The 23,188-nt window shown below is 69.8% G+C and carries 18 protein-coding genes; 15 read left to right on the top strand and 3 right to left on the bottom strand.

What is annotated here, in order from left to right; translation table 11 throughout:
- Positions 1-2: 2 nt before the first annotated feature.
- The 14 genes from ACJH7A_RS11280 to ACJH7A_RS11215 are packed head-to-tail and all read left to right on the top strand — an operon-like array spanning position 3 to position 16,546.
- Entirely contained in the window at positions 3-383 is a 381-nt protein-coding gene (locus tag ACJH7A_RS11280) for a hypothetical protein (protein WP_406801964.1), read from the top strand.
- On the top strand, positions 380-1,570 hold the full coding sequence (locus tag ACJH7A_RS11275) for a DUF4255 domain-containing protein (protein WP_406801963.1): 1,191 nt from the start codon (positions 380-382) through the stop codon (positions 1,568-1,570). Before ACJH7A_RS11280 ends, ACJH7A_RS11275 begins: the two co-directional genes overlap by 4 nt.
- A complete protein-coding gene (locus ACJH7A_RS11270; RefSeq protein ID WP_406801962.1) occupies positions 1,567-3,381 on the top strand; it encodes an AAA family ATPase in 1,815 nt (604 codons plus the stop codon). The genes ACJH7A_RS11275 and ACJH7A_RS11270 overlap by 4 nt, the downstream gene beginning before the upstream one ends.
- Positions 3,378-3,557 carry a hypothetical protein gene (locus tag ACJH7A_RS11265; protein WP_406801961.1) on the top strand — a complete coding sequence of 60 codons (180 nt, stop codon included), beginning with the start codon at positions 3,378-3,380 and terminating at the stop codon, positions 3,555-3,557. Before ACJH7A_RS11270 ends, ACJH7A_RS11265 begins: the two co-directional genes overlap by 4 nt.
- Before the next feature lie 8 nt (positions 3,558-3,565).
- Positions 3,566-4,189 (top strand): hypothetical protein, encoded by a 624-nt coding sequence (locus ACJH7A_RS11260; RefSeq protein WP_406801960.1) that lies wholly within the window; start codon positions 3,566-3,568, stop codon positions 4,187-4,189.
- A complete protein-coding gene (locus ACJH7A_RS11255) occupies positions 4,186-4,452 on the top strand; it encodes a hypothetical protein (RefSeq protein ID WP_346414323.1) in 267 nt (88 codons plus the stop codon). The genes ACJH7A_RS11260 and ACJH7A_RS11255 overlap by 4 nt, the downstream gene beginning before the upstream one ends.
- Positions 4,445-5,542, top strand: coding sequence for a hypothetical protein (locus ACJH7A_RS11250; RefSeq protein WP_346414322.1), 1,098 nt, complete (start codon positions 4,445-4,447; stop codon positions 5,540-5,542). The genes ACJH7A_RS11255 and ACJH7A_RS11250 overlap by 8 nt, the downstream gene beginning before the upstream one ends.
- A gap of 27 nt (positions 5,543-5,569) precedes the next feature.
- Positions 5,570-6,055 carry a phage baseplate assembly protein V gene (locus ACJH7A_RS11245; protein ID WP_346414321.1) on the top strand — a complete coding sequence of 162 codons (486 nt, stop codon included), beginning with the start codon at positions 5,570-5,572 and terminating at the stop codon, positions 6,053-6,055.
- 19 nt (positions 6,056-6,074) lie between these two features.
- Positions 6,075-6,404 (top strand): hypothetical protein, encoded by a 330-nt coding sequence (locus ACJH7A_RS11240; protein ID WP_346414320.1) that lies wholly within the window; start codon positions 6,075-6,077, stop codon positions 6,402-6,404.
- Positions 6,401-6,769: a hypothetical protein gene (locus ACJH7A_RS11235; RefSeq protein WP_406801959.1), complete on the top strand. Its 369-nt coding sequence runs from the start codon at positions 6,401-6,403 to the stop codon at positions 6,767-6,769. The genes ACJH7A_RS11240 and ACJH7A_RS11235 overlap by 4 nt, the downstream gene beginning before the upstream one ends.
- Positions 6,766-9,297, top strand: a complete 2,532-nt coding sequence (locus ACJH7A_RS11230) for a hypothetical protein (RefSeq protein WP_406801958.1) — start codon at positions 6,766-6,768, stop codon at positions 9,295-9,297. The genes ACJH7A_RS11235 and ACJH7A_RS11230 overlap by 4 nt, the downstream gene beginning before the upstream one ends.
- Before the next feature lies 1 nt (position 9,298).
- A complete protein-coding gene (locus ACJH7A_RS11225) occupies positions 9,299-11,791 on the top strand; it encodes a hypothetical protein (RefSeq protein WP_406775563.1) in 2,493 nt (830 codons plus the stop codon).
- Complete coding sequence (locus ACJH7A_RS11220; protein ID WP_406801957.1) at positions 11,788-13,896, top strand: hypothetical protein; 2,109 nt, start codon at positions 11,788-11,790, stop codon at positions 13,894-13,896. Before ACJH7A_RS11225 ends, ACJH7A_RS11220 begins: the two co-directional genes overlap by 4 nt.
- A 1-nt stretch (position 13,897) precedes the next feature.
- Positions 13,898-16,546 (top strand): hypothetical protein, encoded by a 2,649-nt coding sequence (locus tag ACJH7A_RS11215; RefSeq protein ID WP_406801956.1) that lies wholly within the window; start codon positions 13,898-13,900, stop codon positions 16,544-16,546.
- Here the strand turns inward: ACJH7A_RS11215 and ACJH7A_RS11210 are convergent.
- From ACJH7A_RS11210 to ACJH7A_RS11200, 3 genes are all read right to left on the bottom strand, one after another.
- A complete protein-coding gene (locus ACJH7A_RS11210) occupies positions 16,543-16,989 on the bottom strand; it encodes a hypothetical protein (protein ID WP_346414314.1) in 447 nt (148 codons plus the stop codon). The two genes, ACJH7A_RS11215 and ACJH7A_RS11210, sit on opposite strands and share 4 nt — an antisense overlap.
- A gap of 28 nt (positions 16,990-17,017) precedes the next feature.
- Complete coding sequence (locus ACJH7A_RS11205) at positions 17,018-21,457, bottom strand: DUF4157 domain-containing protein (RefSeq protein WP_406801955.1); 4,440 nt, start codon at positions 21,455-21,457, stop codon at positions 17,018-17,020.
- Between the two features lie 190 nt (positions 21,458-21,647).
- The gene (locus tag ACJH7A_RS11200; protein ID WP_406801954.1) at positions 21,648-22,313 is read right to left on the bottom strand and encodes an MspA family porin; all 666 of its coding nucleotides are present in this window, start codon (positions 22,311-22,313) and stop codon (positions 21,648-21,650) included.
- A gap of 119 nt (positions 22,314-22,432) precedes the next feature.
- Here ACJH7A_RS11200 and ACJH7A_RS11195 point away from each other — a divergent pair, with 119 nt between their 5' ends.
- Positions 22,433-23,185 carry an enoyl-CoA hydratase gene (locus ACJH7A_RS11195; protein ID WP_212812363.1) on the top strand — a complete coding sequence of 251 codons (753 nt, stop codon included), beginning with the start codon at positions 22,433-22,435 and terminating at the stop codon, positions 23,183-23,185.
- Positions 23,186-23,188: the final 3 nt, after the last annotated feature.

Raw genomic sequence — 23,188 nt, 5'->3', positions numbered from 1 at the left:
CGATGCCCGCCGCAGCACCACCGCCCATCCGCCCCGACACGCCACCGGCGCCGACCGACATTCCTGCTGCTACGCACTTCACCCGCCGCAGCATCCGCGAACCCGTCGCCCCCGAGGCCCCGCCTGAGCCGATCGCCGCCACGCGCGCCCACGCGTCCACCGACGCAGCATCCCTGTCCACGGCCGCTCAGCCCGAACAGCCGCAGCGCATACCCGATGCCCCCACCACGGGGCCGTCGACCGCCCCGGACGTATCGCCGCCTGTGTCGATTGGCGAGATCCACGTGCACGTCACCGCGCCGTCCGATTCCGCAGCCGACCCGATGACTCTCCTGGAGCCCTACGCCAACGGCCTGACTGCACGACGGGCGGTGCCGCTATGAGCGTACTGCCGGCCCCCGGAGCAGTGCTCTCCGGAGTGGACCTGGTCCTACAAGCCATCACTCGGGACGCCATTCCGAGCGCGGTCGCGGTCACCGCCGGGCCCCTCGACCGACCCGTTGGCGGACCACGGCTGAACTGGTTTCTCTACCGCATCACGCCAGCAGCGTCGCACCTCAACATGGAGCCGCCCCAGACCGGATGGACCACCCGGCGCGGACGTCCCCCGCTGGCCCTGACGCTGCACTATCTACTGTCCGCGGATCCCGGCGAGATGAGGCCGGCCGGCAACGAGATCGAAGCGGTCCACGACGCGCTCACCGCGGTCATGCAGGTTTTGCACGAGAACCCGATCCTGGGCCCGGACACCGTGATCACCACCCCGCCGAACCACACCGTCGGCGACACCGCCGCTGCGCTGCGCAACCTCATCGAACCACTGCGGATCACGCTGGACCCGGTTCCGTTGGAGACCGTCACCGGACTGTGGGCCAGTGGTCTCAAATCGCTGCGGGTGTCGGTGGCCTACGAGGTGAGCTTGCTGCTGGTTCCGTCGCCGGTGCCTTTCACCCCCGGTCCACCGGTGCGCGAACCCGTCGTCGCGGTCAGCCCCTCCGTGGGTCCACATGTCAGCGCCGTCGTGCCGCCGATCACCGGCTACACGCACCCGGTGCTGATCGTGGTCCGCGGTCTCGGCGACCAGGTCCTGGTACAGCTGTCGCGCAGTGCCGGCGATCCAGACGATCCGACCGACGGCCGCCCCAACCCGGCGACCACGCACAGCACCGGACCGTGGCGGCTCACCGCCGTGCCATCGGCGGCCGGCCTCTCGGTGACCCTGCCCAACAACCAACTCGTCCCGGGTATGCGCGTCCTCACCGTCACCAACCTGGCGTCGGGGCTGCCGGCGGGGACCGCAGCCGCCGCATTGACCGTCGCACCGGCCGTGATCAGTGCCGCCGCACCCTTGCACGCCGGCCAACCCGCCACCCTCCAGGTGGCTCACGTGCTGCCGACCGGAACCGTGAACTTCCTCGGCATGTCGGTGCCGTACACACCCGCAGGCGCAGCCACTGTCACTGCAACCGTGCCGGCCGGTGTCGGCGACTACGCCGGGCAGAGCATCGGCGTGTCCGTCACCTCCGGCACCGTGACCGGTCCCCCGACCGACTTGGCGGTGGCGCCATGACGACGGCCCGCGTGGCCCAGGACGGCGCCGACGCACCGGAGGCGTACCCGACGGCACTGTTGCACTACCGGGCACTGTTCCAGGACGCCCTCACCGGACTCGCCGCAGACGCGAACCGGGGCGACCGCCGTGGGTGGTGCCCCGCGCCGGAGCGGGTCGCGGACGAATCCGATGTCCTCGGCGCCCTGTGCACCTCGGCGATCGAAGAGGCGCTGGTCGCCGCCGCCTGGTGGTCCGTCGCCGACCCCGGTCTGGCCACCGCCTTCGGACACCTGCACGACGACGCCGGCCGACGCTACCCGAGCCTGGCGATCCTGCGGCTGTTGCTGGTGCATCACGGCCTGCGGATCCCGCTCGCGCTGCCCACCGATTCGGGCATCGTGGCCGCCGGGGTACTGCGCCCGGTACCCGACGCCGAATCACCGATCAGGCTGACCGCAACGGCGGCACTGGCCCTGGACGGGTACCGGCCTGCCGTCCAACCTGTCGAGCCGGTGACCCCCCGGCTTCGGAATCCCGTCGCGCGCGCCGCCGCGCTGCTACAAGCGGGACACCGGGTCTGCGTCCGCTGCGGTGACAGCGAAGACGGCGCCGTTGTGGCCACCGCTGTGGCCGCCGCCACCGGCCGGCACGTCGAGTTCGTCGACACCGCACCCGCAGCGGAGCGGCCGGTGGCCGAGACCGAACTCCTGGCGCGGCTCGGCCATGTGCTGGCGGTCGGCGCCGGCAGCCACCCCGCGACCGCGCTGCGGCTCGCGGACGCGGGCGCCGCCGTCTCCCCCGGCTGGCAGACCGTCGACGTAGCACCCATCGACAACGACGGTGTGCACCGCGCGTGGCGACGCGTACTCGGGCACTGCGGGCTGGACACGTCGGCGGCCGGCGAACTCGCGGCCCGTATGCGCCTGCCCGAAGCCACCATCGATTCCCTTCACCACAGCGCCCGCGCAGCGGCCGAGGTGGCCGGGCGACACGTCACCATCGCCGACCTGCACAACGCCGTACGGGCACACCCGCAACACCGCATCGAAGGGCTGGCACGCCTCCTGCCGCCGTCGGTACGGCTGCGCGATCTCGTGTTCACCGACGAGACCCAGACCGGCCTGCACGACATCCTGGCGCACGCCCGGCACAGCGCTGCCGTCACCAGCGCGTGGCCCGGCGGAGCCGTCCGCGGCCGCGCGGTCATCGGCCTGTTCCACGGGCCGTCCGGCACCGGGAAGACGGCCGCCGCCGAAGCCCTCGCCGCTGAACTCGATCGCGACCTGTGGATCGTCGACCTGGCTCGCGTGGTCAGCAAATGGCTCGGCGAGACCTCCCACAACATCGACCGGTTGCTCACCGAATCGGCGCGCGGTGGCGCCGTCCTGCTGTTCGACGAAGCCGAAGGGGTGTTCGGCCGCCGCGGTGAGATCACCGACGCCCGCGACCGCTACGCCAACCTCGAAATCGATCACCTCCTGCAGCGCGTCGAACTCCACGACGGCCTGGTGCTGCTCGCGACGAACCGACCCGCCGCGCTCGACGACGGATTTCAGCGCCGTATCCGCGTCTCCGTGCGCTTCGACCTACCCGACGTCCAGGCCCGCCTGGCGATCTGGAACACGTTGTTGCCCGCGCCCACCTGTGCCGACGACGTCGACCTGAGCGCCGTCGCCGACGCCGAACTGTCCGGAGCCTGCATCCGCGCCGCCGCACTCGCAGCCCTGGTCTTCGCGGCCAACGACGCGACGCCCGTCACCAATGCGCATCTCCTGCACGCCATCCGACACGAGATGGCCAAGAACGGCCGCACCTGGAGGCAACGATGACCCATCTGAACCGCCTCGACGTCACCGTGGACAGCACACCCAATCCCGGGTTGCTCCGGCCCACGATGGAAGCCGCCCTGTCCGGCCGCGCGCTGCCGCAGGGTCCTGAGGCGACCATCGCATCCAGCGTCGCCGCAGCGGTCCGCGCCGCGACCAGAGCGCAGGCCCGCCCGTGATGCGGGGCATGCTCATCTCGTTCTCCGACCCTGACATCGGGCTGGTGCCCACCTTCGTGCCGTTCCAATACAACCCGGCAGAGGTGACGCGCGTGCTCACCGTAAGTGGCGGTGCTCAGGGCGGGCCGGCGCTGCGAGTCGCCCAGGCGCCGGTCGAGAAATACACCATGAAGATCGAACTGGACGGCATCGACGCGGTGGACAAGCCGATCACAGGGGCGATGGGCGTACAGCCCCTGCTGGCGACGCTGGAAGCGATGATGGAGCCGGCCGGGGCCGCCGGTGTCCTCGGTGCGCTGGTCGGCGCGGTCAGCGGCGCGGTGAGCTCGCTGACCGGAGGAGGCGCGTCCGCGGCACCGATCCCGGCGCCGTCGCTACCGCTGGTGGTGCTCGCCTGGAGCCCGGCCCGCATCGTGCCGGTGCGCATCGACAGCTTCAGCGCACACGAAACGGGCTTCAACTCACTGCTGTTGCCGGTGCAGGCCAACGTGGACCTCAGTCTGACCGTGCTGCGCCCCGCCGATCTGCCGAGCGACGTCAAGATGGCCAACTTCCTGGCCAACGCCTATCAAGCCGCACGCAGCGCCCTGGCCATCGCCGGCGTTGCCCAAGGCGTGGAGCTGATGCTGTGACCACCTCGCGCTACGCCGGCCAGGCGACCATCTCCGCGCCCCAGGACGACGGCAGCACCCGTGCGCTCGGAGTTCCGCGGATCGCGCCCGCCCTGCCCGAAGCCCTGCGCTACACCGCACGCGCCGGCGACCGGCTGGACCTGCTGGCCGCAACCGTCCTGGGCGACAGCACCGGCTGGTGGCGCATCGCCGACACCAACCCCTGGCAGGACGCGCTCACCGACACCGAACCCGGCACGTCGATCGGCATGCCCAATGGCTGACACCAGCGTGAGCGTCACCGTCAACGGAGCGCCCATTCCCGACGCCGACCTGGCCCGGGTGCTATCGGTCGACGTGTCCGAAGCCATCGGCAGCCAAACCCAAGTGACCATCGTGGTCAGTGCCCTGGCCGACAGCACCAGCCATTGGACCAGCCCCCTCGACTCCCTGGTGGCACCGTTCGCCCCGTTCCAGATTTCGCTGAGCCGTGGCCCTGACTCGCTGGTCGTGCCCGCCCGTGCCACCACCGCCTCGTGGAACCTCTCCGCGGGCGGCTCCTCCACCCTGACCATCGCCGGCCTGGATTCCAGCGCCGACCTGGACCGAGAAGACCACGACCACGACTGGGGCGGAGTCAGTGACGCCGACATCGCCCGCACCCTGCTCGGCCCCGTCGCGACCCCACAGGTCGGCACCACCCCCGCACCCGACGGCACCGACCGATTCACGCCACACCAGCGTGGGACCGATTGGTCCTACCTCAAGGCACTGGCCGCCCGGAACGACTTCGATGTCTACCTCGAACAGCGCGACGGTCAACTCGTCGGCGTCTTCGACCACATCGATCCGCTGGCGACGCCGGCCACCACTCTCAACCTCGGTTACGGCGAACACGGCGGCACCGCCAACGTGTCGGTACAACTCGTCGCCGGGCAGAAGGTCAAATTCACCCACGGCGTCGACGGCTCGGGCAGCCAGCAGATCGCCGACAACGACGGCACCGGCAACGCGATGGGCACCCAATCGCTGGGCGGGGCGGTGACGGTGCTGCGCGACCCGGCCGATCTGGCGGGCACCCAACCGCCCGACGTTGCCGCGCGCGTCCTGGCCGAGCACAGCGCGTTCGCCGCGTCCCTGTCGGTGTCCCTGTCGACGCCCAACATGCCGCTGGTGCGGGCTCGGCGCACCGTGCAGGTTCGGGGTCTCGGTGACCTCGTGTCGGGTCCGTGGCTGGTCAAGTCCGTGCGCCACACCGTCACACCCGGCGGGCACACCCAAAACGTGTCGCTGACGCGCAATGCGCTCGGCGACCCGACGGCGTCAACTGGCGGCGGCCTGGGTGCTGCCCTGTCCGCGGCGGTGTCATTGTGATCGCCTCGGCCGGGAAGACGGTTCGACATGAGTGACCGCTATCTCGGGAAGTTCGCCGGGGTCGTCCTGGACAACGACGACCCCGCGGGAATCGGCCGCCTCAATGTCCAGGTGCCCGATGTGCTTTCGGGCTCCACCGGCTGGTGCTTGCCCGCGCTGCCGTACGCCGGGGACGGTGTCGGCCTGGCGATGGTGCCGCCGGTCGGGGCCCCGGTATGGGTCGAATGGCCGGCCGGGGACCTGGGAAAGCCTCCCGTGTGGTCCGGTGCGTACTGGACCAACGGCAACGGCGTCGCGGGCGCGGGCCCGGGCACCATCGTGCTCGTCACGCCTGGTGGCCACCGGGTCGAAGTGTCCGACGACAGCACCTCGATCACCCTGTCCGCGTCCGGCGGAGCCAGTCTGACGCTCGACGACAACGGCATCACCCTCGACAACGGGCAGGGTGCCACCCTGACGCTGCAGGGCAGCATCATCAGCCTCAACGGCGAATCCTTCAAGGTGACACAGTGACGCGCCCGGGAGCCCGCCGATGAGCGCGCCGCTGCTGACCACCAACGCGACCATCACCTGCCCGCACGGCGGACAGGGCACCATCGTGCCCTCACAGATCGCCGTCACCGCCGGCGCCGAGGTGTGCACCGAAGCCGACACAGTGCTCATCACCGGCTGCCCCTTCACGGTCGGTTCCAACCCCAGTCCCTGTCTCTCGGTGAGCTGGAGCAGCACCTCGACCGCATGCACCGCCGGCGGCGCCGCCGTACTCACCACCGCCAGCGTCGGCATGTGCATGAACGGAGCCAATGCCCCGCAGGGGCCCGTCGTCCTCGCGCCCGCCCAGACCGCAGCGACAGGAACATGATGATCACGCGCGCGCCGTGGCGCATCGTCGGACGCCGGCTGGTCCCGGCCGACTATCTGCAGCACCTGGACGACCTCGTCCGCGCCGTCGTGCTGACCGGCCCGAACGAGCGTCTGCATCACCCCGGCTTCGGCGCGGGCCTGGGCGCCTCGGCCCTGTTCGAACCACTGTCGCTGAGCCTCGAACCCACCGTCATCGCCCGCGTTCGCGGTAGTCTGATGGACGCTCTCGGCGACCGCATCCAGGTCCAGGACGTACAGGTCGACATCAGTGACAGCACCCTGGCCGCACACATCACCTACCGGCCGCTGCCCGCCGGTGAACCGCGGACGGTGACCGCCGAACTCCCCAAGGTCGGGCCATGACGACGCCCGCCCCCGACCAGTACACACTGCCCCAGCAGCCCACTGCCACGGCAGTGGAACGCCCCAAGGAACTGTTCGACAGCGTCGACAACGTCGTCGGGCTGCGCGCCGGTACCGCGCGGCTCACCGCCGCCGGCCGGGTGATCGACGTGTGGCTCTACGGTGACCCGCCGGCCGCGTTGATCGACCCGGCCCTGTGGTCGTTGCGCCCGGCGCCGGGAGCACCTCGACCCGGCATCACCGCGGTCGCGACGGTTCCCGCGACGACCGATGCCGACGGCACCCCGATCCCGGCGCACCTGACCCTGTCGCTCGACACCGTGCGGCCCGGGCGCGGGGTGTACCAGCTGCGATTGGACCCCGCGGCAACCACAGCACTCGGCGTGCCGGTCGACCCGCTGCGCGTGTACCTGCCCCTGGGTCTGCGCCCCGAATGCGGTGACCGCGGTGACTGCACCGAGGTACCGCCGCCACCGGCCAGAAACATCGCTCCCGATTACGACACCCTGGCTCGCGACTACCCCGCGTTGCGCGCGATGCTGATGGAACGCCTGACATTCGAAGATCCCACGGCCGATGCCTCGGTGGCCGACTTCACGGTGACCCTCGTCGAGCTGTTTGCGCACCTCGGGGACCTCCTGCACTACCGGCTGGACCGTGTCGCCACCGAGATGTGGCTGGCCACGGCGCGCCGGCGCGCCAACGTCACGCGCCTGGCCCGCACTGTCGATTACCCGGTGTACCCGGCGATCAGCGCTGCCACCACGGTCCAGGTGATCGTTGCCGACTCGGCCGGCAGCGATCCGCACGTCGACGTCCTCGCCGGCGACGTGGCCACCGACGCCGCAGCCGACGAGCCCGTCACCGCGGCAGCGACGTGCTTCACGCTGGAAACCCCGGCCAGGGTCTACCACAGCCACGCCGAGGTCGCGCTGTACGACTGGGCCGAAGACGACGCCGTGCTCTCCGCAGGCGCGACCAGCGCGGTACTTGTCCGGCCGGCGCAGTCCGCCGGCATACCGCTCGCCGATTGGCTACCGGCCGGCGCGCTGCTGGGCTTCGAGGTCGTCGCTGTCGACAACCTCCAAGCGCAGCGCGACTGGGCCCGCGCTGCCACGCCGACAGCAGCACCGCAATGGCCACGCCCGCCGCTGGCCAGCCGGCCCGCACAGGTCGTGCGCGTCACGTCGGCCGTCGCGTTCACCGATCCCCTGCGGCCGGCACTGCCGCTGGTGCGCGTCTTCTGGGACGGCGCCGAGGCGCTGCGCACGGCGGTGCCGGCCAGCGTCGAGATGCGCGGCGGCATGCGGGTCGGAGTCGCGCGACTCGGGCTCTTCAGCGCTCACCACGGTCTGCCGGTCGACGGCCCGGCCACGCTGGTGCCGGTCGACCGCCTCACCGGCCGGATCGCCGACCCGGCGACCGAGCAGGTCAGCGACTACCTCATGGTCAGCGCCGGGCCCGAAGCCTCGCCCGGGCTGTCCCACAGACCGGGGGGCCGGCCGTGGCTGCTCGAGGTCAGCGTGACGCTGCCCAACAAGATGACGGTGCCGGCCACCCGGGTGACCAGCCTGCTGCGTGCCCCCGCGGGAGGATTCTCGGTCGTCGTCGACGCGGACGACGAGCTGCCCGCCCGGCTCCGCTTCCGCACCGGCGCACTCGGGCTGACCCCGCCTTCGGGCAGCGTGGTGACAGCCCGCTACCAGGTCGGCGCGGGTCCGGCCGGCAATGCCGCTGCCAACGCCACCCATCGGCTGATCCGCAGCACCACCCCGGTCGGCGCACCGTGCGTCTGGCTCGACGTCGAAGACTCCACCACTGCCGTCGTGACGGCCCGCAACATCACCCCCGGCCGCGGTGGAGTCGCGGCGACGTCGCTGGACGACGTCCGCCGCGATGCCCCGCAGGCGTACGCGGTGGTCCCCCGCCGCGCTGTGCTGGTCAGCGACCTGCCCACATTCGCCATCGAGATACCCGGCATCGAACGAGCCACCGCCACCCGGTCGTGGTCAGGTTCCTGGCCGGTCGGCTCCGTCGCGTACGAGTCCCACGAAACCGATCTCGGTGATACCGCCGACCCGGTGGCGGCCGCCGCACTGGCATCGACCGTGCAGTCGACTCTCGACGGTGTGCGGATGTGTGGAACGGAAGTCATCACCACACCCGCTACCCCGGTCGGCATCCTGATCGCGTTGACGGTCTGCCTCTATCCCGGCAGCGACCCCGACTCCGCGCGGGCCGCGATCCTCGCCAGCCTCCGCCCCGGAACTCCCTCGGCCCCAGGACTTTTCGCTCCCGGAGCGCACTTGATGGGCGCCAGCGTGTACCTGTCGACCGTCACTGCCACCGTCGCCGCCCTGCCCCAGGTCGACGCCGTATCGGTGACCGAGGCGCGGCGCCTGACCGACCCATCTGGGACGGTCAGCACCGTGCTGGTGATGAGCCGCACCGAGGTGGCCGTCTGCGACGACGACATGAATCGCCCCGACCGAGGCCGCATCGTGCTGAGCATCGAGGGAGGCCGCTGACATGACCATGCCCACCCCGGAGTCCGTGGTCACCCCCGAACTGCTGCCCACCCCGCCCGATCCGCTGCCCGGCTTGTCCCGGCTGCGCCGCCGCCTCGGCGACCGGCTGGCGTTGCGCGACGACCTGCTGGCCCGACTGGCCGATATGCCGGACCCGAGCCGCCCTGCGGGCACGTTCGGCGACATTCTCGACGTCGCCGGCGACCGTACCCTGCTGCAGGTCGCCGGCCTGTGGGCCCGGGTCGCGGACTCGGTGTGCGCGTACGCCGAAATGACCGCAGGCGAGGCGTATCTGGGGACCGCCCAGGACTGGACGGACCTTCGCCGCGTCGTCGAACTGGTCGGCTACCGACCAGGCCAGCGCACAGCCGCCCACGGCTGGATCCGCACCGAGACGGCGCCGGGCGCCGCCCCACTGATGCCGGCCGGTACCCCGGTGCAGGCGCCGGGCACGTCGACGCACGCCGCACAGATGTACGAGGTCGCCGCCGATACGCAGCTGCGCGCCGAATGGGCGCAACTGACCATCACCGGCGTGCCGGTACCCAGCGCCCCCGCGGGAAAGCAACTGCGGTTCCTCGCCGATCCCGGCTTCATCGCGTCCGACCGGGTGGTGTTCGTCAGCGAAGGCGGCGCGCCGGTGTTCCCCACTATTTGGGATCTGTGGCTGGCGTGGTGGCTGATGCTGAACGGCAGCAGCTATGTCGGGCTCACCGGCCAGGCCGTCCGCGGTCTGGCCCGGGTGACCAAACGTGCCGACGACCTCGGCGCGGTGCTGCTCACCTTCGACCGTCGCCTGGACAAGCTGCTGCCCCTGACCAGCGGGATCAGCTACGCCGCCTACCGCGTGCGCACTGAGCTGCGGCTGCCCACCCGGCTCGACAAGATCAGCTACGTCGACAGCTCCGGCGCCCCCAAGACCGCCGACGCGCCCTATCCCAGCGGCGAACCCACCGCGCCCTACAACCAGAACTGGATATTCGTCGACGACGCCCGCGAGGCCAGCGTCGGGCAGTACATCCTGCTGTACGCCGGCTCGTCGGGCCAGTGCCACGTCACGACCATCAAATCCATCACCGCCACCGACTGGCATGTCGCGCCCGGCACCATCCGGAGGGTCGCCAAGATCGAACTCGCCGATCCGCTGCCGAATGCCCTCGTCAAGTCCGGGCTTTCGGTGCTACTGACCGATTCCCGCCAGGTCGCCCAACACTACGAGCTGCCGCCGCTCGCAGGTACGACGTCCACCGCACGAATTCACCCGCGCCTGGATCAGTTGCCGGCACGGCTGGCGATCCAAACCACCGCCGCCGACGGAAGTACCGGCTGGGAACTGTCGGGATGCACGGCCAGCGCGTCCGACACTCCGTCAGACCCCGGTGGCCAGCTGATCAGCCTCGCCAACGCCCGCCACGGCAAAGCTGACCGCGGTAAGGGCAGTGGTCGGGCCACCGGCAACCTCGCTCCCATCCAGCACGGTGCCACCCACACGAGCCAGCTGACGCCGGTGGGCGCCACCGCGGTGATCAGCGGTCCGGTCACCGGCGACGTGAGCATCGACGGCACGGTGACCGACAGCCTGGTCGTCAGCGTCTCCGGTGAGCGCTTCGACGAGGTGCCGAGTTTGTATCGTCGCGGCCCGGGCGAGCCCGTCTACACCACCCGCCTGGCGGCCGACGGTCGGCTCGCGGTCACATTCGGCGACGGCGTCAACGGCGCTCTGCCCCGCGGGACCATCACCGCCCGCTGGCGAGTCGGCGGCGGGTTGTCGGGTGAACTCGACGGCACCGACATCACGACGCTGTCCACCAGCATCAATGGCGTGCGCAAGATCGCCGGCGTCGGGCCGACCAGCGGTGCCGCCGACCAGGAGGATCCGTTGCGGATGCGCCGGGCCGCCGCCGCGCGCATCCGCGCTCTGGACCGGGTCGTCGCGCTGCAGGATCTGGCCGATCTGTCGCTCACTGTCCCCGGCACCAGCCACAGCACCGCCTGGCGTGGCGCAGGCCCACCCGGCTGCCCATGCGGGCGCTCGGGGCTCCACGTCGCCGTCCTCCGCAGCGCCGCCACCGGCGTCCGGGCCCCGGTTCCCGCTGAGCTGCACTCCCTGAGCAGCTACCTCGACGCACGCCGCGACACGCGAGTTCCGCTGTGCGTCTGCGCGGCCCGTCCGAGTCCGATCACCGTGACCGCCAGCGTCGCCGTCGACCCCCGAAGGGACCCGGCCGCGGTCTGCGCCGCGGTCGGCGCGGCACTGCTCGACCCGGTCGGGCCACTGGCCCCGATGCCGCGCGACCTTGCCGTCCCGCTTGACGGCAGCGACGTCATCGAGGTGGCACAGCCCGTCACCGGCGTCATCGGCATCGCCGCACTGGAAATGACCGGCAGCGCCACCGCGGCAAGCTCGGGCGACCTTTCGCTGGGACGCCTGCCGGCCTTGCCCTACGAATTGCTGTACGTGGCCACCGCGCAACTCTCGGGGAGCTCGGCGTGACCGCCGGCGGCGGTGTGCCGTCCCGCCGCTTCCTGGCCATGCTGCCGCCGGCGCTGCTGGAATCACCGGACGGCGATCAACCTCCTGTGTCGCTGGCCCTGCTGGCAGCTCTCGAAGAGCAGTGGCTCGAGCTGGCCGCGGACGTCGATCGCGTCCTCGATGACACGTTCCCCGACAGCGCCGCCGACTGGGCACTGCCGTACCTCGGCCAGTTGCTCGGTCTGCCGCCCGACGCGGGGCGCACCGAGATCGGCTCGGCAACGGCGCTGCGGCGCCGCCGCGGGACGCCCGGCGCGCTGGAGGACTTCGCCGAGGTGGTGACCGGCTGGCCGACCCGGGTGACCGAAGGCTGGCAAACCACGTTGTGGTGCCAGCAGCTCAGCCACCCGGTGCGGCACACCGCGTCGATTTCGCTGCGCGCCGGCGAACACCTCCTGGTCGGCAGCGAGCTCGATCAGGCGCGGCGCAGCGTCACCCCGGGCGGCTCCTTCCATCCGGCCGCCGCGACGGCAACGGTGTTCCCGTGGCAGGTCAGGCGATACGACGGTGTTCAGGTGTGTCCGTCGTCGGCACCGCGACGGTTCGCCCTGCACCCCCTCGGCATCCCCGCGCCGCTCTACCTGCGGCCCCAGCCACTGCTGATCGCCAGTGACGCCGAGGACGAGAACCCACCCGGTATGCCTCCCACGGCACGGCCTCCGCGCGCACCCGGCGAGCTGCCGCTGCGCGCGACGTGGCGCCTGATCGCAGCGTTGGGCCCCGACGCCATCACCTACGGCGCGGTATGGCGCCTAGCCGCGAACCACCCGTTGGCCGCGAACACGCCGGACGATCCACCGCTGCTGACCCTTACCGTCGACGGAACCCCACTGCCCTGGTCTTCGATCGGGCTGGCCGGCCTACCCGACGCGGGAGCACCCACACCCGACCCGATGCAGGTGCTGGTCGACCCGGCGCGCGGCACCCTGTCGGTGGGATCCGGGTTGACCGGCACCATCCGAGCGACGTTCTACCGACCGCTCCCCGGCTCGATCGGCGCACTGGCGAGCACTGCCGAACCCGACGAGGGCGCCGGTACCGTCATCGTCGTCGACCCGAGCGGGACGCCGGCTGCCGGCGGTGAGGTCGTCGTGCCCGATCTGACCGCGGCCATGACCGCCGCGCTGGCGCTGCCCCAGCCCGTCGCGCGCCCGCCCGACGCGGCTGAGGCGCCGGATGTGGAAATCCGATTGGCGACCAACGACCGCATTGTCTCGCCCGGGATGGTCACCGGAAGCCCAGCAGCCACCCGCTGGCGCATCGTGGCTCCGGCCGGCCTCACGCCGGTGATCGTCGGCGACCTCGGATTCGGCCTTGACGGCGCGCAGATCGAGCTCGCCGGGTGCTACCTCGAGGGCAATCTGAACGTCGACGCCAACCTCGCCGGGCTCACGCTGACGTCGGTGACCATGAATGTCGCGGCGCGGCGCGTGCTGTCCGTCAGCCCCGACGCGTGGACCGTGCGGCTGCACGCCGGCCGGTCCCACCTCGGCGCCATCCGCGCGGACCTGTCCGCCTTCCCCATCAACCTCACCGACTGCACCATCGACGGGGCGGGTGTTCCGCTCTCGCCCTGCGGCACACCGGGCGCAGGTCCGGCCCCCACGCCGGCACTGGCCGCCGCGAACCGGTTCCCACCGCAGCTGCGGACCCGCGGCTGTACTTTCGCCGGTGTCGTCGCCGTCGACGTGATCGATGCCACCGACTGTCTGTTCATCGACGGCCTGCGGGCCGTCGTGACGGCAGCAGGTTGCCTGCGCTACTGCCACCTCGGCCCTCACGACCAGCCTCAGGCTCACCCCACCGCCCATCAATGCCTGGCGGGACCGCTGCCTCCGCTGGGGTCGTTCGGTGCCGAAGCGGCCGGATATCTCGCGCCGCTGGTGACCTCGCCGTCTCGACACCGGGCCGATCCGGTGTTCCTCGGCGCCAGCGACGGCGGAGAGATCGGCGCGTATCACCATGCCCGGCGTGGGCCGCTGGCCCTGCGGCTGGCACAGCGCCTGCCCGAGATGACTGTTCTGACGGTGCATCCACACCTGACCATCGCGTCCCCGGAGGAATAACGTGAGCGGCGACTACACCTCGGTGCCCCTGCGTCCCAACGGACCACAGTGGCTCGCGACGAAAATGCAGCAGGGCCGGGTACTCCTGGACGGCGACTGGAATCTCAACATCGACGCCGCCGAACGGGAACGCGCCGACCTGGCCGCCGCCGTCATCGGTGAAGCCGGTGTCGCCGAGGGCAGCACCGCCTTCGAGATCACATTCGACGCGGGCGGCGGCCTGCAGATCGGCACCGGGTCGATGTGGATCGGCGGGCTGCGCGCCGTGAACCCGGCACCCATCGCCTACACCGCGCAGGAAGCGATCCCCGCCCTGCCTCAAGCCGGCGTCGCGGCGGTGTATCTGGATGCCGTCGTGCAGGAACTGCAGCCTGCCGAGGATCCGGGCGAACTCGTCGACCCGGCGATGGACGGGGTCGACACGACGACGCGCACCAGGGTCGCGTGGCGGGTGCGCGTCACACCCTCACCCGCGTCCACGTGTGCCGGCGCAACAGCGGTGCTCCCGGCGGCGCTCAGCACCGGCCGCCTCGATGTCGTGCGCACCGCGCCCGCAGTGCCGGCCGATCCGTGTGCACCGCCCGACGATCCGCGCGGCAAATTGCCCGACGGTCTGTTGCGCGTCGAAGTGCTCGACTCGGGCTCAGAGTCCACGGCGCGCTTCGCATGGTCCTACGAGAACGGTTCGGCCGCCGTCTCTGCCGTTGTCGCGGGCACAACGGCGACGCTGATGCCGTCGCCGTCGATCACCTTTGTGCCCAATGATCTGGTCGAGGTCAGCACGCTGGTCAGGCGTCTGGACCGCAAAGACAACGGGCCGCTGTTCACCGCCGTCGCGGTCAACCCGGGCACCGCAGGGGACGTGGTGACGCTGTCGGCCCCCACCACTGTCGTCGGCGCCCCCTCGGGGTTGTGCCTGCGCAGGTGGGACGGCCAGGTTGTCGGCGCAGCCGGCCAGGTATCGGCCACATGGCACGGTGGCGACGTGGGCGTCGCGTTCACCGCCCGGCCGGGCCAGTATCTGGCCGGCGACTGGTGGGCGGCGCGGATCCGGGGCAGCGCTGCTGACGCAGTGGAAACGCTGACTGACGCGGCGCCCGATGGCACCGTGCACCACATCACGCCACTGGCGGTCGTCGATCTGTCGACCAAAACGGTGATCTCCGACTGCCGGCCGACCTTCAACCCGCTCACCGTCACCCAGGCGTGCACCTGCACGGTGACCGCCTTTCCTGGCGACGACCTGCAAGCCGCTGCCGACACGCTGCCCGATGACGGCGGTGAATTGTGCCTGGCCGCCGGCCGCTACGTGCTGGACGAGCCGGTGACCATCAGCGACAAACATCGCATCGTGGTGACGGGCGTCGGCCCTGCCACCGTTATCTCCATCCGCGGACACGAATCGGTGCTCCAGTTCATGGACTGCACGGACGTCACCGTCGAGCGCATCCGCGCCGAGGCCGGCACCGGCGCCAATACCGCCGGGCGGATCGGCGGGCCGCGATTATTCGGCACGTTGGCCTTCCTCGGGTGCACCGATGTCACCGTGCGCGACTGCGAACTGGTCTGTCCGGACAACGTGCGTCGGACCCAGTCCGCGATCTATACCGCCCCTTCGGACAAGCGGGACAATCGCCGGAACCATTTCACCGACAACCGACTGCATGTGGGCGACCAGCAGATCGGCATTCTCGTCGTCTCCAGCGACGAGACCACCGTCGACGGCAATGAGCTTCGGATCGCGCCCGCCCCCGACCGCCGCACCGACGTACTGCTCCCGCTGTTGGCCCGCGAACTCGGCCGGTACATCAGCGCGAAGGTCCAAATGCCGGCCGCGGAAGCCGAGCGGCCGCCCGCGGCCGCGGGTCCCGCGGGTGCCGACGTCCGAGCCGCTCGGATCGTTCGGCTGCCCAACGGAGCGAGCTTCTCGATGTCCGGCCCGCCGCAGCTCCATCACATCGCCGAGCAGTTCAGTACCCTGATCGGCGCGAAAGCCCTGAACAGGCTCACCCCGAGTCAGGGCCTGAACAAATTCGTCCGCCGGGCGATCCAGGCTCCCGACTCGTTGGCACTGTCGGTGGCCAACAGCCGGTTCTTCGCCGGCATCTCCCGACAGTCTCGGGCCATGGCCCAGGGCATCGTCGTGGCGGGTGCCACCGCTGACCTGGTGCGCGTCCATGACAATCTGGTCGCAGGCGCGATCGAGGGCATCCACATCGGACTCGGCTCCGCCGACGGCGGCACCATCAACGCCGGTGAGGTGACCATCAGCCGCAATGTCGTCCGATGCGTCATTCCGTTCTACTGGAACCGGTCCCGGCACGCGATCTACGTCGGCAGCGTCAACCGGCTCACCCTCCACGACAACAGCGCGTCACTGGTGCGGATCGGTGGCAGCACCGACGTCGCGCAGTTCGCCGCCACCCCGGTCGACGCGGTACGCATCTTCGGCCAGGTCGGTCCGTGGCTCAGTGTGCGGGGGCTCAGTCTCACCGGTGGCTTTCGCTGCGGTGTCCGGGTCACCCAGACGGGAGCCTCGACCGGCGGGACGCGGCTGCGCTACGTCAGTGACGTCCTCAATTCCGGTGGGATCGGACCGGCACTGCAGCCGTACCCTTTCCCGTACCAGCATGAGCGGTGCGTGCCCTAGTCACCGTCGACGTTGTAGTCCTCCTGGTAGTTCTCGACCACGAGGCGCAGCTCTTCGCCGGTGCGCCGTTGCAGGCACGCCAACACCATGAGCAACGGGCATTCCTGTTCGCCGCCGCGGAAGACGATGATGGGCAGCCGGTAATAGACGTTGTCGGGATGGTCGAGATCGATGTCCCAGACCGCGTCGTCGACGTTAAGCAACAGCACCAGGCCGACGTGACGGGCCGCCGCGTCGGCGACAGGGCGCTGATCGAGCGTCATGATCGCGTCGGCTGACGGATAGCGCTGCAGCAGGAAGGCTTCCAGCCGGTCCAGCGACGCGACGTCCACGTCGAGTTCTTCGCCCACCATCGCGTAGAGCTCGTCGCGCACCTCCAGATCCATGGCCAGCCAGGTCTGGAATTCATCACGCGAATGCATGCGGAACGGCGCCAGGTTCACACCAACGATTGTCGCACCGCCCTGTCGGTCAGCGGGTGACCGGCGGCGGGATGCGATTCAGCAGTTTCGCCCCCGAAGAGTGCGGGCCGCGCAGTTCGATCGTGATCCCGGCGTCGCCGAGCATCTTCTTCAGCGGACCGCTCGGCTCGCAATCGATGAAAATCCACGTCATCGACCACCGCCGGCGTTTGACCAGGTGCCGGTCCGCGGCGACTTCGGCGATGATGTCCTCACTCGCGTAGACGGTTCCGCCTTCGTAGGCCTTGACCTCGGCGCCCTCCTTTGGCGGGTTGAACAGATCAACCCGCCGGGTACCCAGGTCATCCGGTAGGTCGTTGATCGTTTTCTCGCTTTCGGCCCACTTCCCCCGAACCCGCTCGGCTTCCACGATCTTGTTGGCTTTATTGGCCTTGTCGACGTTGCTGTAGTAGATGGCCTCCCACACTGCAAGTGGCTTGGTTCCGCCGGTGAGCTCGTACATCTCCCGACGGATTCGCTTGTGTTCGTCGCTGCCCGCCTCGTGTTTGCGCAGTTCCGTCAGCAGCTCGTTGTACTTCTTGCGGTTGCGCGGGGCCACATCGCGCTGCGCCACGCCGCTGCTTGGCGTCAGGTCGCCGATGTCCAGCGCGCCCTGGTGCTCGGCCAGCTGTTGCTCCAGGCTGTCGAGTTTGGCCTCCGCGTCGGTGCGCGCGTGGGGCTCCATCGCCTTCATCGCGTTCATGTGGTCGGCGATCAGCTTGTTCAGCTTCTGCACTTCCAGCTGGGCGTCGAACAGCGGCTTGTTGGTCGGGTCCAACGTCTTCTTACCGATCAGATCGGCAATCCACTTGAGCGCCAACCGAACCCGTCCGGAGAACCCCTGGTACTTCTGCATCGTGCGCAGGGTGTCGGCGTGCATCCGCACCGTCGACGGCAACGCATCCGGGCTCACCCGCAGCCGGATGTTGGTGACCAGCCCCGTGTCCGGATCGGGATCCCAGTCGGCCTGCACGAAATCGCCCTCGAGGGTCGGGTCGATGACCATCAGGTCGCGTAGGTCGTGCGGCAGCGCCTCCCGCAGCTCCTGGGTGGTAGCTCGCCGCTCGCCGATCGGCTTGGTGGTGGCGGCCGGGTCGGTGGGTTTGGTGTCGGATTTGTCCTTCTCGTCGGGACCGGCCCGCTTCTCGGGCTCCGACGGTTTGGGCGCTTCGTGGCCGGCGTTCGGGTCGGATTCCGGCACCGGCGGTTTGATGTCGAGGACGCCCGCGCCGCGGTCGGGGGTGCCGGTGGACCGGCTCTCGCCCGGCTTCGGGGCGCCACCCGATTCGGTTTCGGAGTGTGCGGATGCGGGCGTGCGGCTTTTGGCCGCCGCCGCGTCGTTGGCCTTGGCTTTGGCCCGGGCCCCGATCGCCTCGCCGGCAATGAACATGCCGTTGTTCTGTACCGCCGACGAGATCGCGGACGCGCGCTGCCGCCGCGCTTCGGCGTGCGTCATCGCGCCGGATTCCTCCTGCGCGCTGATGGTCATCATCTGGTCGATGAAGGTCACGTCGCCCCAGATGACGCCCGCGCCGCCGATGACCTTGTTGGCCAACTCGGCGCCCTTGACCAGCGACTCGGCGCCCTCGACCGCCTTGGCAGCTTCTGCCAGCTTTGACTCGGTCGCGCCGGCTTCCTCCAAGATGGTGAAGGCACGGCCGAACTTGGCCACCCGGAATCCAGCCACCAACTGCCCCGCAGCACCCATACCGCCCAGCAGCCCGAGGACGTCGCTGACGGTCGAGGCGTCCAAATACAGCTTGCCGGCTTCCCATTTCTGGATGAGCCGTGCTGCCGCGGCGGCCGCGCCGATCAACGCTGCCGCGGTGCCGGCCGAAGCCACGACGAGCCCGATCGCGGCCAGCACTGTCACCAGGTCGTCGATGCGCTTCTCTGCCACCGCCCAGTCCACCGGTGCGCTCTCGGCGTTCATCGTGGGCGGCGCGTCAGCTTCCAAGCCGAGGCCGGCAGTGCGAACCGCGATGCTGCCGCGTCCGTAGGACGCCTTCCCCCCGAATTTGTCCAGCGCGGCCTGGAAGGCCTTGCTGGGGGTGGCGCCGCGACCTTCGTACGCGCCCGCGCCGTCGATGTTGGTCACGTCGTTGATCAGCCAGCGGTAGTCGTCGCCGTCCTTGGGCATCGGTCCGGCGGCCAGCAGGAGTGGGTACTGCTGGCCGCTGACCTCGGAGATCAGTGCGGCGTTGACCCGGACCGACGGCGGCAGGGCGGTGCTGGCCCCGGCGGTGCGCTTGTCCTCGTAGCGGTTGTACAAGCTGATCAGCCGGTCGAGCGTCTCGACGTCGTGGCTCAACGTGTAATCCGACAGCGAGGGGTAGTCGTGACGGAACTTCTCCAGTTCGTCGTTCTTGGCCTTGCGCCGAGCGGTCAGCACGTCCAGCGGCGAACCGGTCAGGTTCATCTTCGCCTTCTGCATGAGGCTTTCGAGGTATTCGAGCTTCGACTGGTTGCCCTCTTTCCGGGCGATGTCGATCTGGGCCTGCAGTTCGGCAAGTTGCGCCGCGGGTTCGTCCAGCGCCTCGTTGAGCGCGGTGGTCATGTCGGTGACCTCGACGACGTGCCCGGCGACGGCCGGCGGCCTGATGACTTCCTTGCCCTCGCTGTCCTCGCGGATCGCCGGCGTCGCGATGGTTCTGATGAGGAAGATGCCTTTTTCCTTCAGCGGCACCTCTTGTTGTTCGGTGGGTTGACCGAACAATTCGGCCAGCCATTTCAGCGATGCGCCCAGCGCCGTGACCAGCAGGGACACCGGAGCCAATGAGATGGTGGTCAGGTTGGCGACGTCGCTGTTGAGCCGCTCAGCGACCGTCGAGCCGCCGGAAGCGCCCAGTCGCTTGTTGGCCCGCTTGGTGTCCTTCCACCAGTCCTCGAACTCGCGGCTGAATTCCCGGTTGGCACCGCCCATCCCGGTGACGTCGGTGCCGGCGCCGGCCTTGGCATGGGTGAATTCATCGATGCGCTCGTTGAGGGTCTTCTCCGGCGCGGCATTGGCGTCGGCGGCGGCGTGCGACGGATCTTTCTTGATTTGCGCCTTGGCGTACTCGGTGATGTCGAACTTCTCCCACCGGTACCGAATATCGTTGCCGACCTGTGTGATGACCTGGGAGGCGAAGCTGTAATTGCCGTTGGCGGACCACTGCACCTTGGCAGTGAAGGTCGGGTCCGAGTCGACGGTCACCAACTTCGGTCCTTCGACGGTGACCGGCCACGGCGGCGCGTTCGGCGCCTTGCCGTCGCCGCGACCTTCGATCGGGCTGCGGTACACCGACGGCACCGTACCGGTGCCCTTGCCGCTACCACCCGTGACCAGATACTTCGGCACGAAATAGATCACGCGCGCCCCGGGCACCTTCGCGATCATGTCGCGCACCTGGTCCGGCGCAGACAGCATCCCCAACAGGTCGACGTTCTCCACTTTGGCGGGGTGTGCGGGCGCGGCGGGGGCGCTCTTCGGATCGGTCTGGTCGGCGGCCTTCTGCCGTTCCTCGAGCGCCTTCTTCTGTTCCTCCGCAGTCAGCTGCCGCTGCCCGATGACGCTTCGGACCTCATGGCCCTCTGCATCCATCTCATGCCGAATATGGTCGTAGTCGTCGCCGCGAACCTGCAGCGCCGTCAGCGAACCGTCAGCCGCGAGCTCGTACACGCCCGGGTAGAAGGTGACCTTGACGTCAGGCTTCACCGGCACCTTCGGCCCCAAAGACGAGCCGTTGGTCCCGTAGACCTTCACGAACTTCGGATGCAGACCGACGTAGACCCACGGAGTCTTGGTCCCGGCAAACGCCGCCAACGCCTTCGCGGCGTCGTCCATCCCGGTCGCGATCACCTGGAGCCGCTCCCACGGCAGGTCCTCCGGTTTCGTGGCGGCATTGGGGTCGGGTTGACCGACGATCGTCGGCTCGCCGATATCGACGATGACGTCACGGAACACCCGGGCCGGTCCTGGCATGGCGTCCGCGACGTGTGCCAGCTCGTGATTGAGCAACCGCGCGCCGGACACGGTGTCGGGCCGGTACTCGCCGCTGCCGAAAAAGATGTGACTGCCGATGGTGAACGCGTGTGCCCGCACCGACGATGCCAACTCCGCGGCGTGGTCGTCGGTGTGGATACGGACATGGCGAAAGTCGGCATCGAGGACCTGACCAAGGTGGGTCGCCTGTTCCGCCGCCAGCGGCCGGCCGTAACCCGCGCGAGCAGCGATCGCGGTCGGGGTGCCCGCCGGTAGGTACGGATGCAACCGGGGCCGCGGAACGCCCGAACCAGGCGCGCCGGCACGATCAGACGCACATCCCTGTGCATCGGCTGCCCGCGCTGTGGCGCGGCGTTCGGCGGGGTCACCTGGTTCGGACAGCAGCCGCCGCGGGATCGCTGGCGCCTTTGATTGATGCTGGTGCGCCGGCGCCGGCGCCGGCGCGGCCATCGTCAGCTCACCCATACGGGCCCCCAGCTCTGGTCCGTCCCAGACGGTACCTCGGGAAAATTATCCCCGAATTCGCTGCTCTACGAGCCGATATCGGGCCAATTGTTCGCCGCGGACGCACATCGTCGGCACCCAGACGCCGAAACGGCATTCCTGCAGGGCAATTTCGAGAACCCCATTGCTCGAATGCCGTTTAGGCGGTGGCTCAGACGGACTTCGTGACCCCGTAGTAGGCGACGATGTCGTCGGTGTCCGAGGTGGAGCTGGTCACCACCGCGTACGACCGCAGGAACGACTGACCGACGCAACCGTCGACCTTGACGTGAGTGTCCTTGAGCGTGATGCGCACCGGCGCCGACTTGAAGGACTTCTTGTCGACCGGCACCTGGGTCACGGTGCCCGGCTTCGGGTGGATTTCCACGGTGCCCGACATCGGGACGCTCACGCCGGTGGGCAGCAGGCCGGCCAGCGTCGACCCGGAGGTGGCGATACCGATCGACCCGACCAGACGCACCTGGCCCAGCTCGATACCGCAACCGATCTGGTAGCCGGCCTCCAGCGTGCCGCCGTTGAGGGTGGTCTTGCCCTTGCCGGTCACGGTCCCCGTGAACGTGCCGCCCACCAGGTATTCACGCGAGCTGACCGCGGTGGTGAGCGGTGCGACGGGCAGTTCGGTCTCGTTCTTGGCAACGACGGTGAGCACCCAGCCGTCGGGCGTCGTGACCGTCGCCGGTTCTTCCGACGCCACCACACCGGTGTCCGGCGGCGGGCCCTCGTCACCGGCAGGCGCGGGGTCGGCGTACGCAGCGGTCGCTGCCCCGAACGGGAGCACCATGCCCACAGCAGCAACCACAGCAAAACGCTTCAACATGAACTCCGAACGCCTCTCAACATGCACAGCCAAAGGAATCACACAGTTGTTTCGCAGATACAGCCGCGGGTAAAGGTTTTGACTCACGTGAGTCGAAACACAAGCCATAGGCTGAGGCGGTGTCCGATCTCGTACTGACGCAGGTCATCGACCGCGTCGCGCTCATCACGGTCAACGATCCCGACCGCCGCAATGCGGTGACCGCGGAGATGTCCGCCGGCCTGCGGGCCGCGATCAACGCCGCTGAGGCCGACCATGGCGTGCACGCCGTGGTCGTGACCGGCGCCGGGAAGGCGTTCTGCGCCGGCGCCGACCTGACCGCGCTCGGCGCCGCGACGGTCAACGGCCTGCGGGTCATCTACGACGGCTTCCTCGCGGTGGCCGACTGCACGCTGCCGACCATCGCCGCGGTGAACGGCCCGGCCGTCGGTGCCGGGCTCAACCTCGCGCTCGCCGCCGATGTCCGGATCGCCGGGCCCGGGGCGGTCTTCGACCCACGGTTCCAGAAGCTCGGGATTCACCCGGGCGGCGGCGCGACCTGGATGCTGCAGCGGGCCATCGGTCCGCAGGCGGCGCGGGCGGCGCTGTTGTTCGGCATGAAGTTCGACGCCGACGCCGCCTTGCGGCACGGCCTGGCGCTCGAGGTCGCCGACGATCCCGTCGCCGCGGCGTTGGCGTTGGCCGCCGGTCCGGCCGCGGCGCCGCGCGAGGTCGTGCTGGCGACCAAGGCCTCGATGCGCGCGACGGACCATCCCGGCGTCCTGGACCACGAGCAGCACGCGAAGGCGGTCGACATCGAGATCGTCCCGCAGGCAGCGTCGATCGAGTCACCGGAATTCGCCGCCCGCCTGGCTGCCGCCAAGCAGCGCTGATCA

It is taken from the genome of Mycobacterium sp. SMC-17, from assembly GCF_045310915.1.
Taxonomy (GTDB): domain Bacteria; phylum Actinomycetota; class Actinomycetes; order Mycobacteriales; family Mycobacteriaceae; genus Mycobacterium.
The sequence above is the reverse complement of the archived record's forward strand: the minus strand, read 5'-3'. Positions and strand labels throughout refer to the sequence as shown.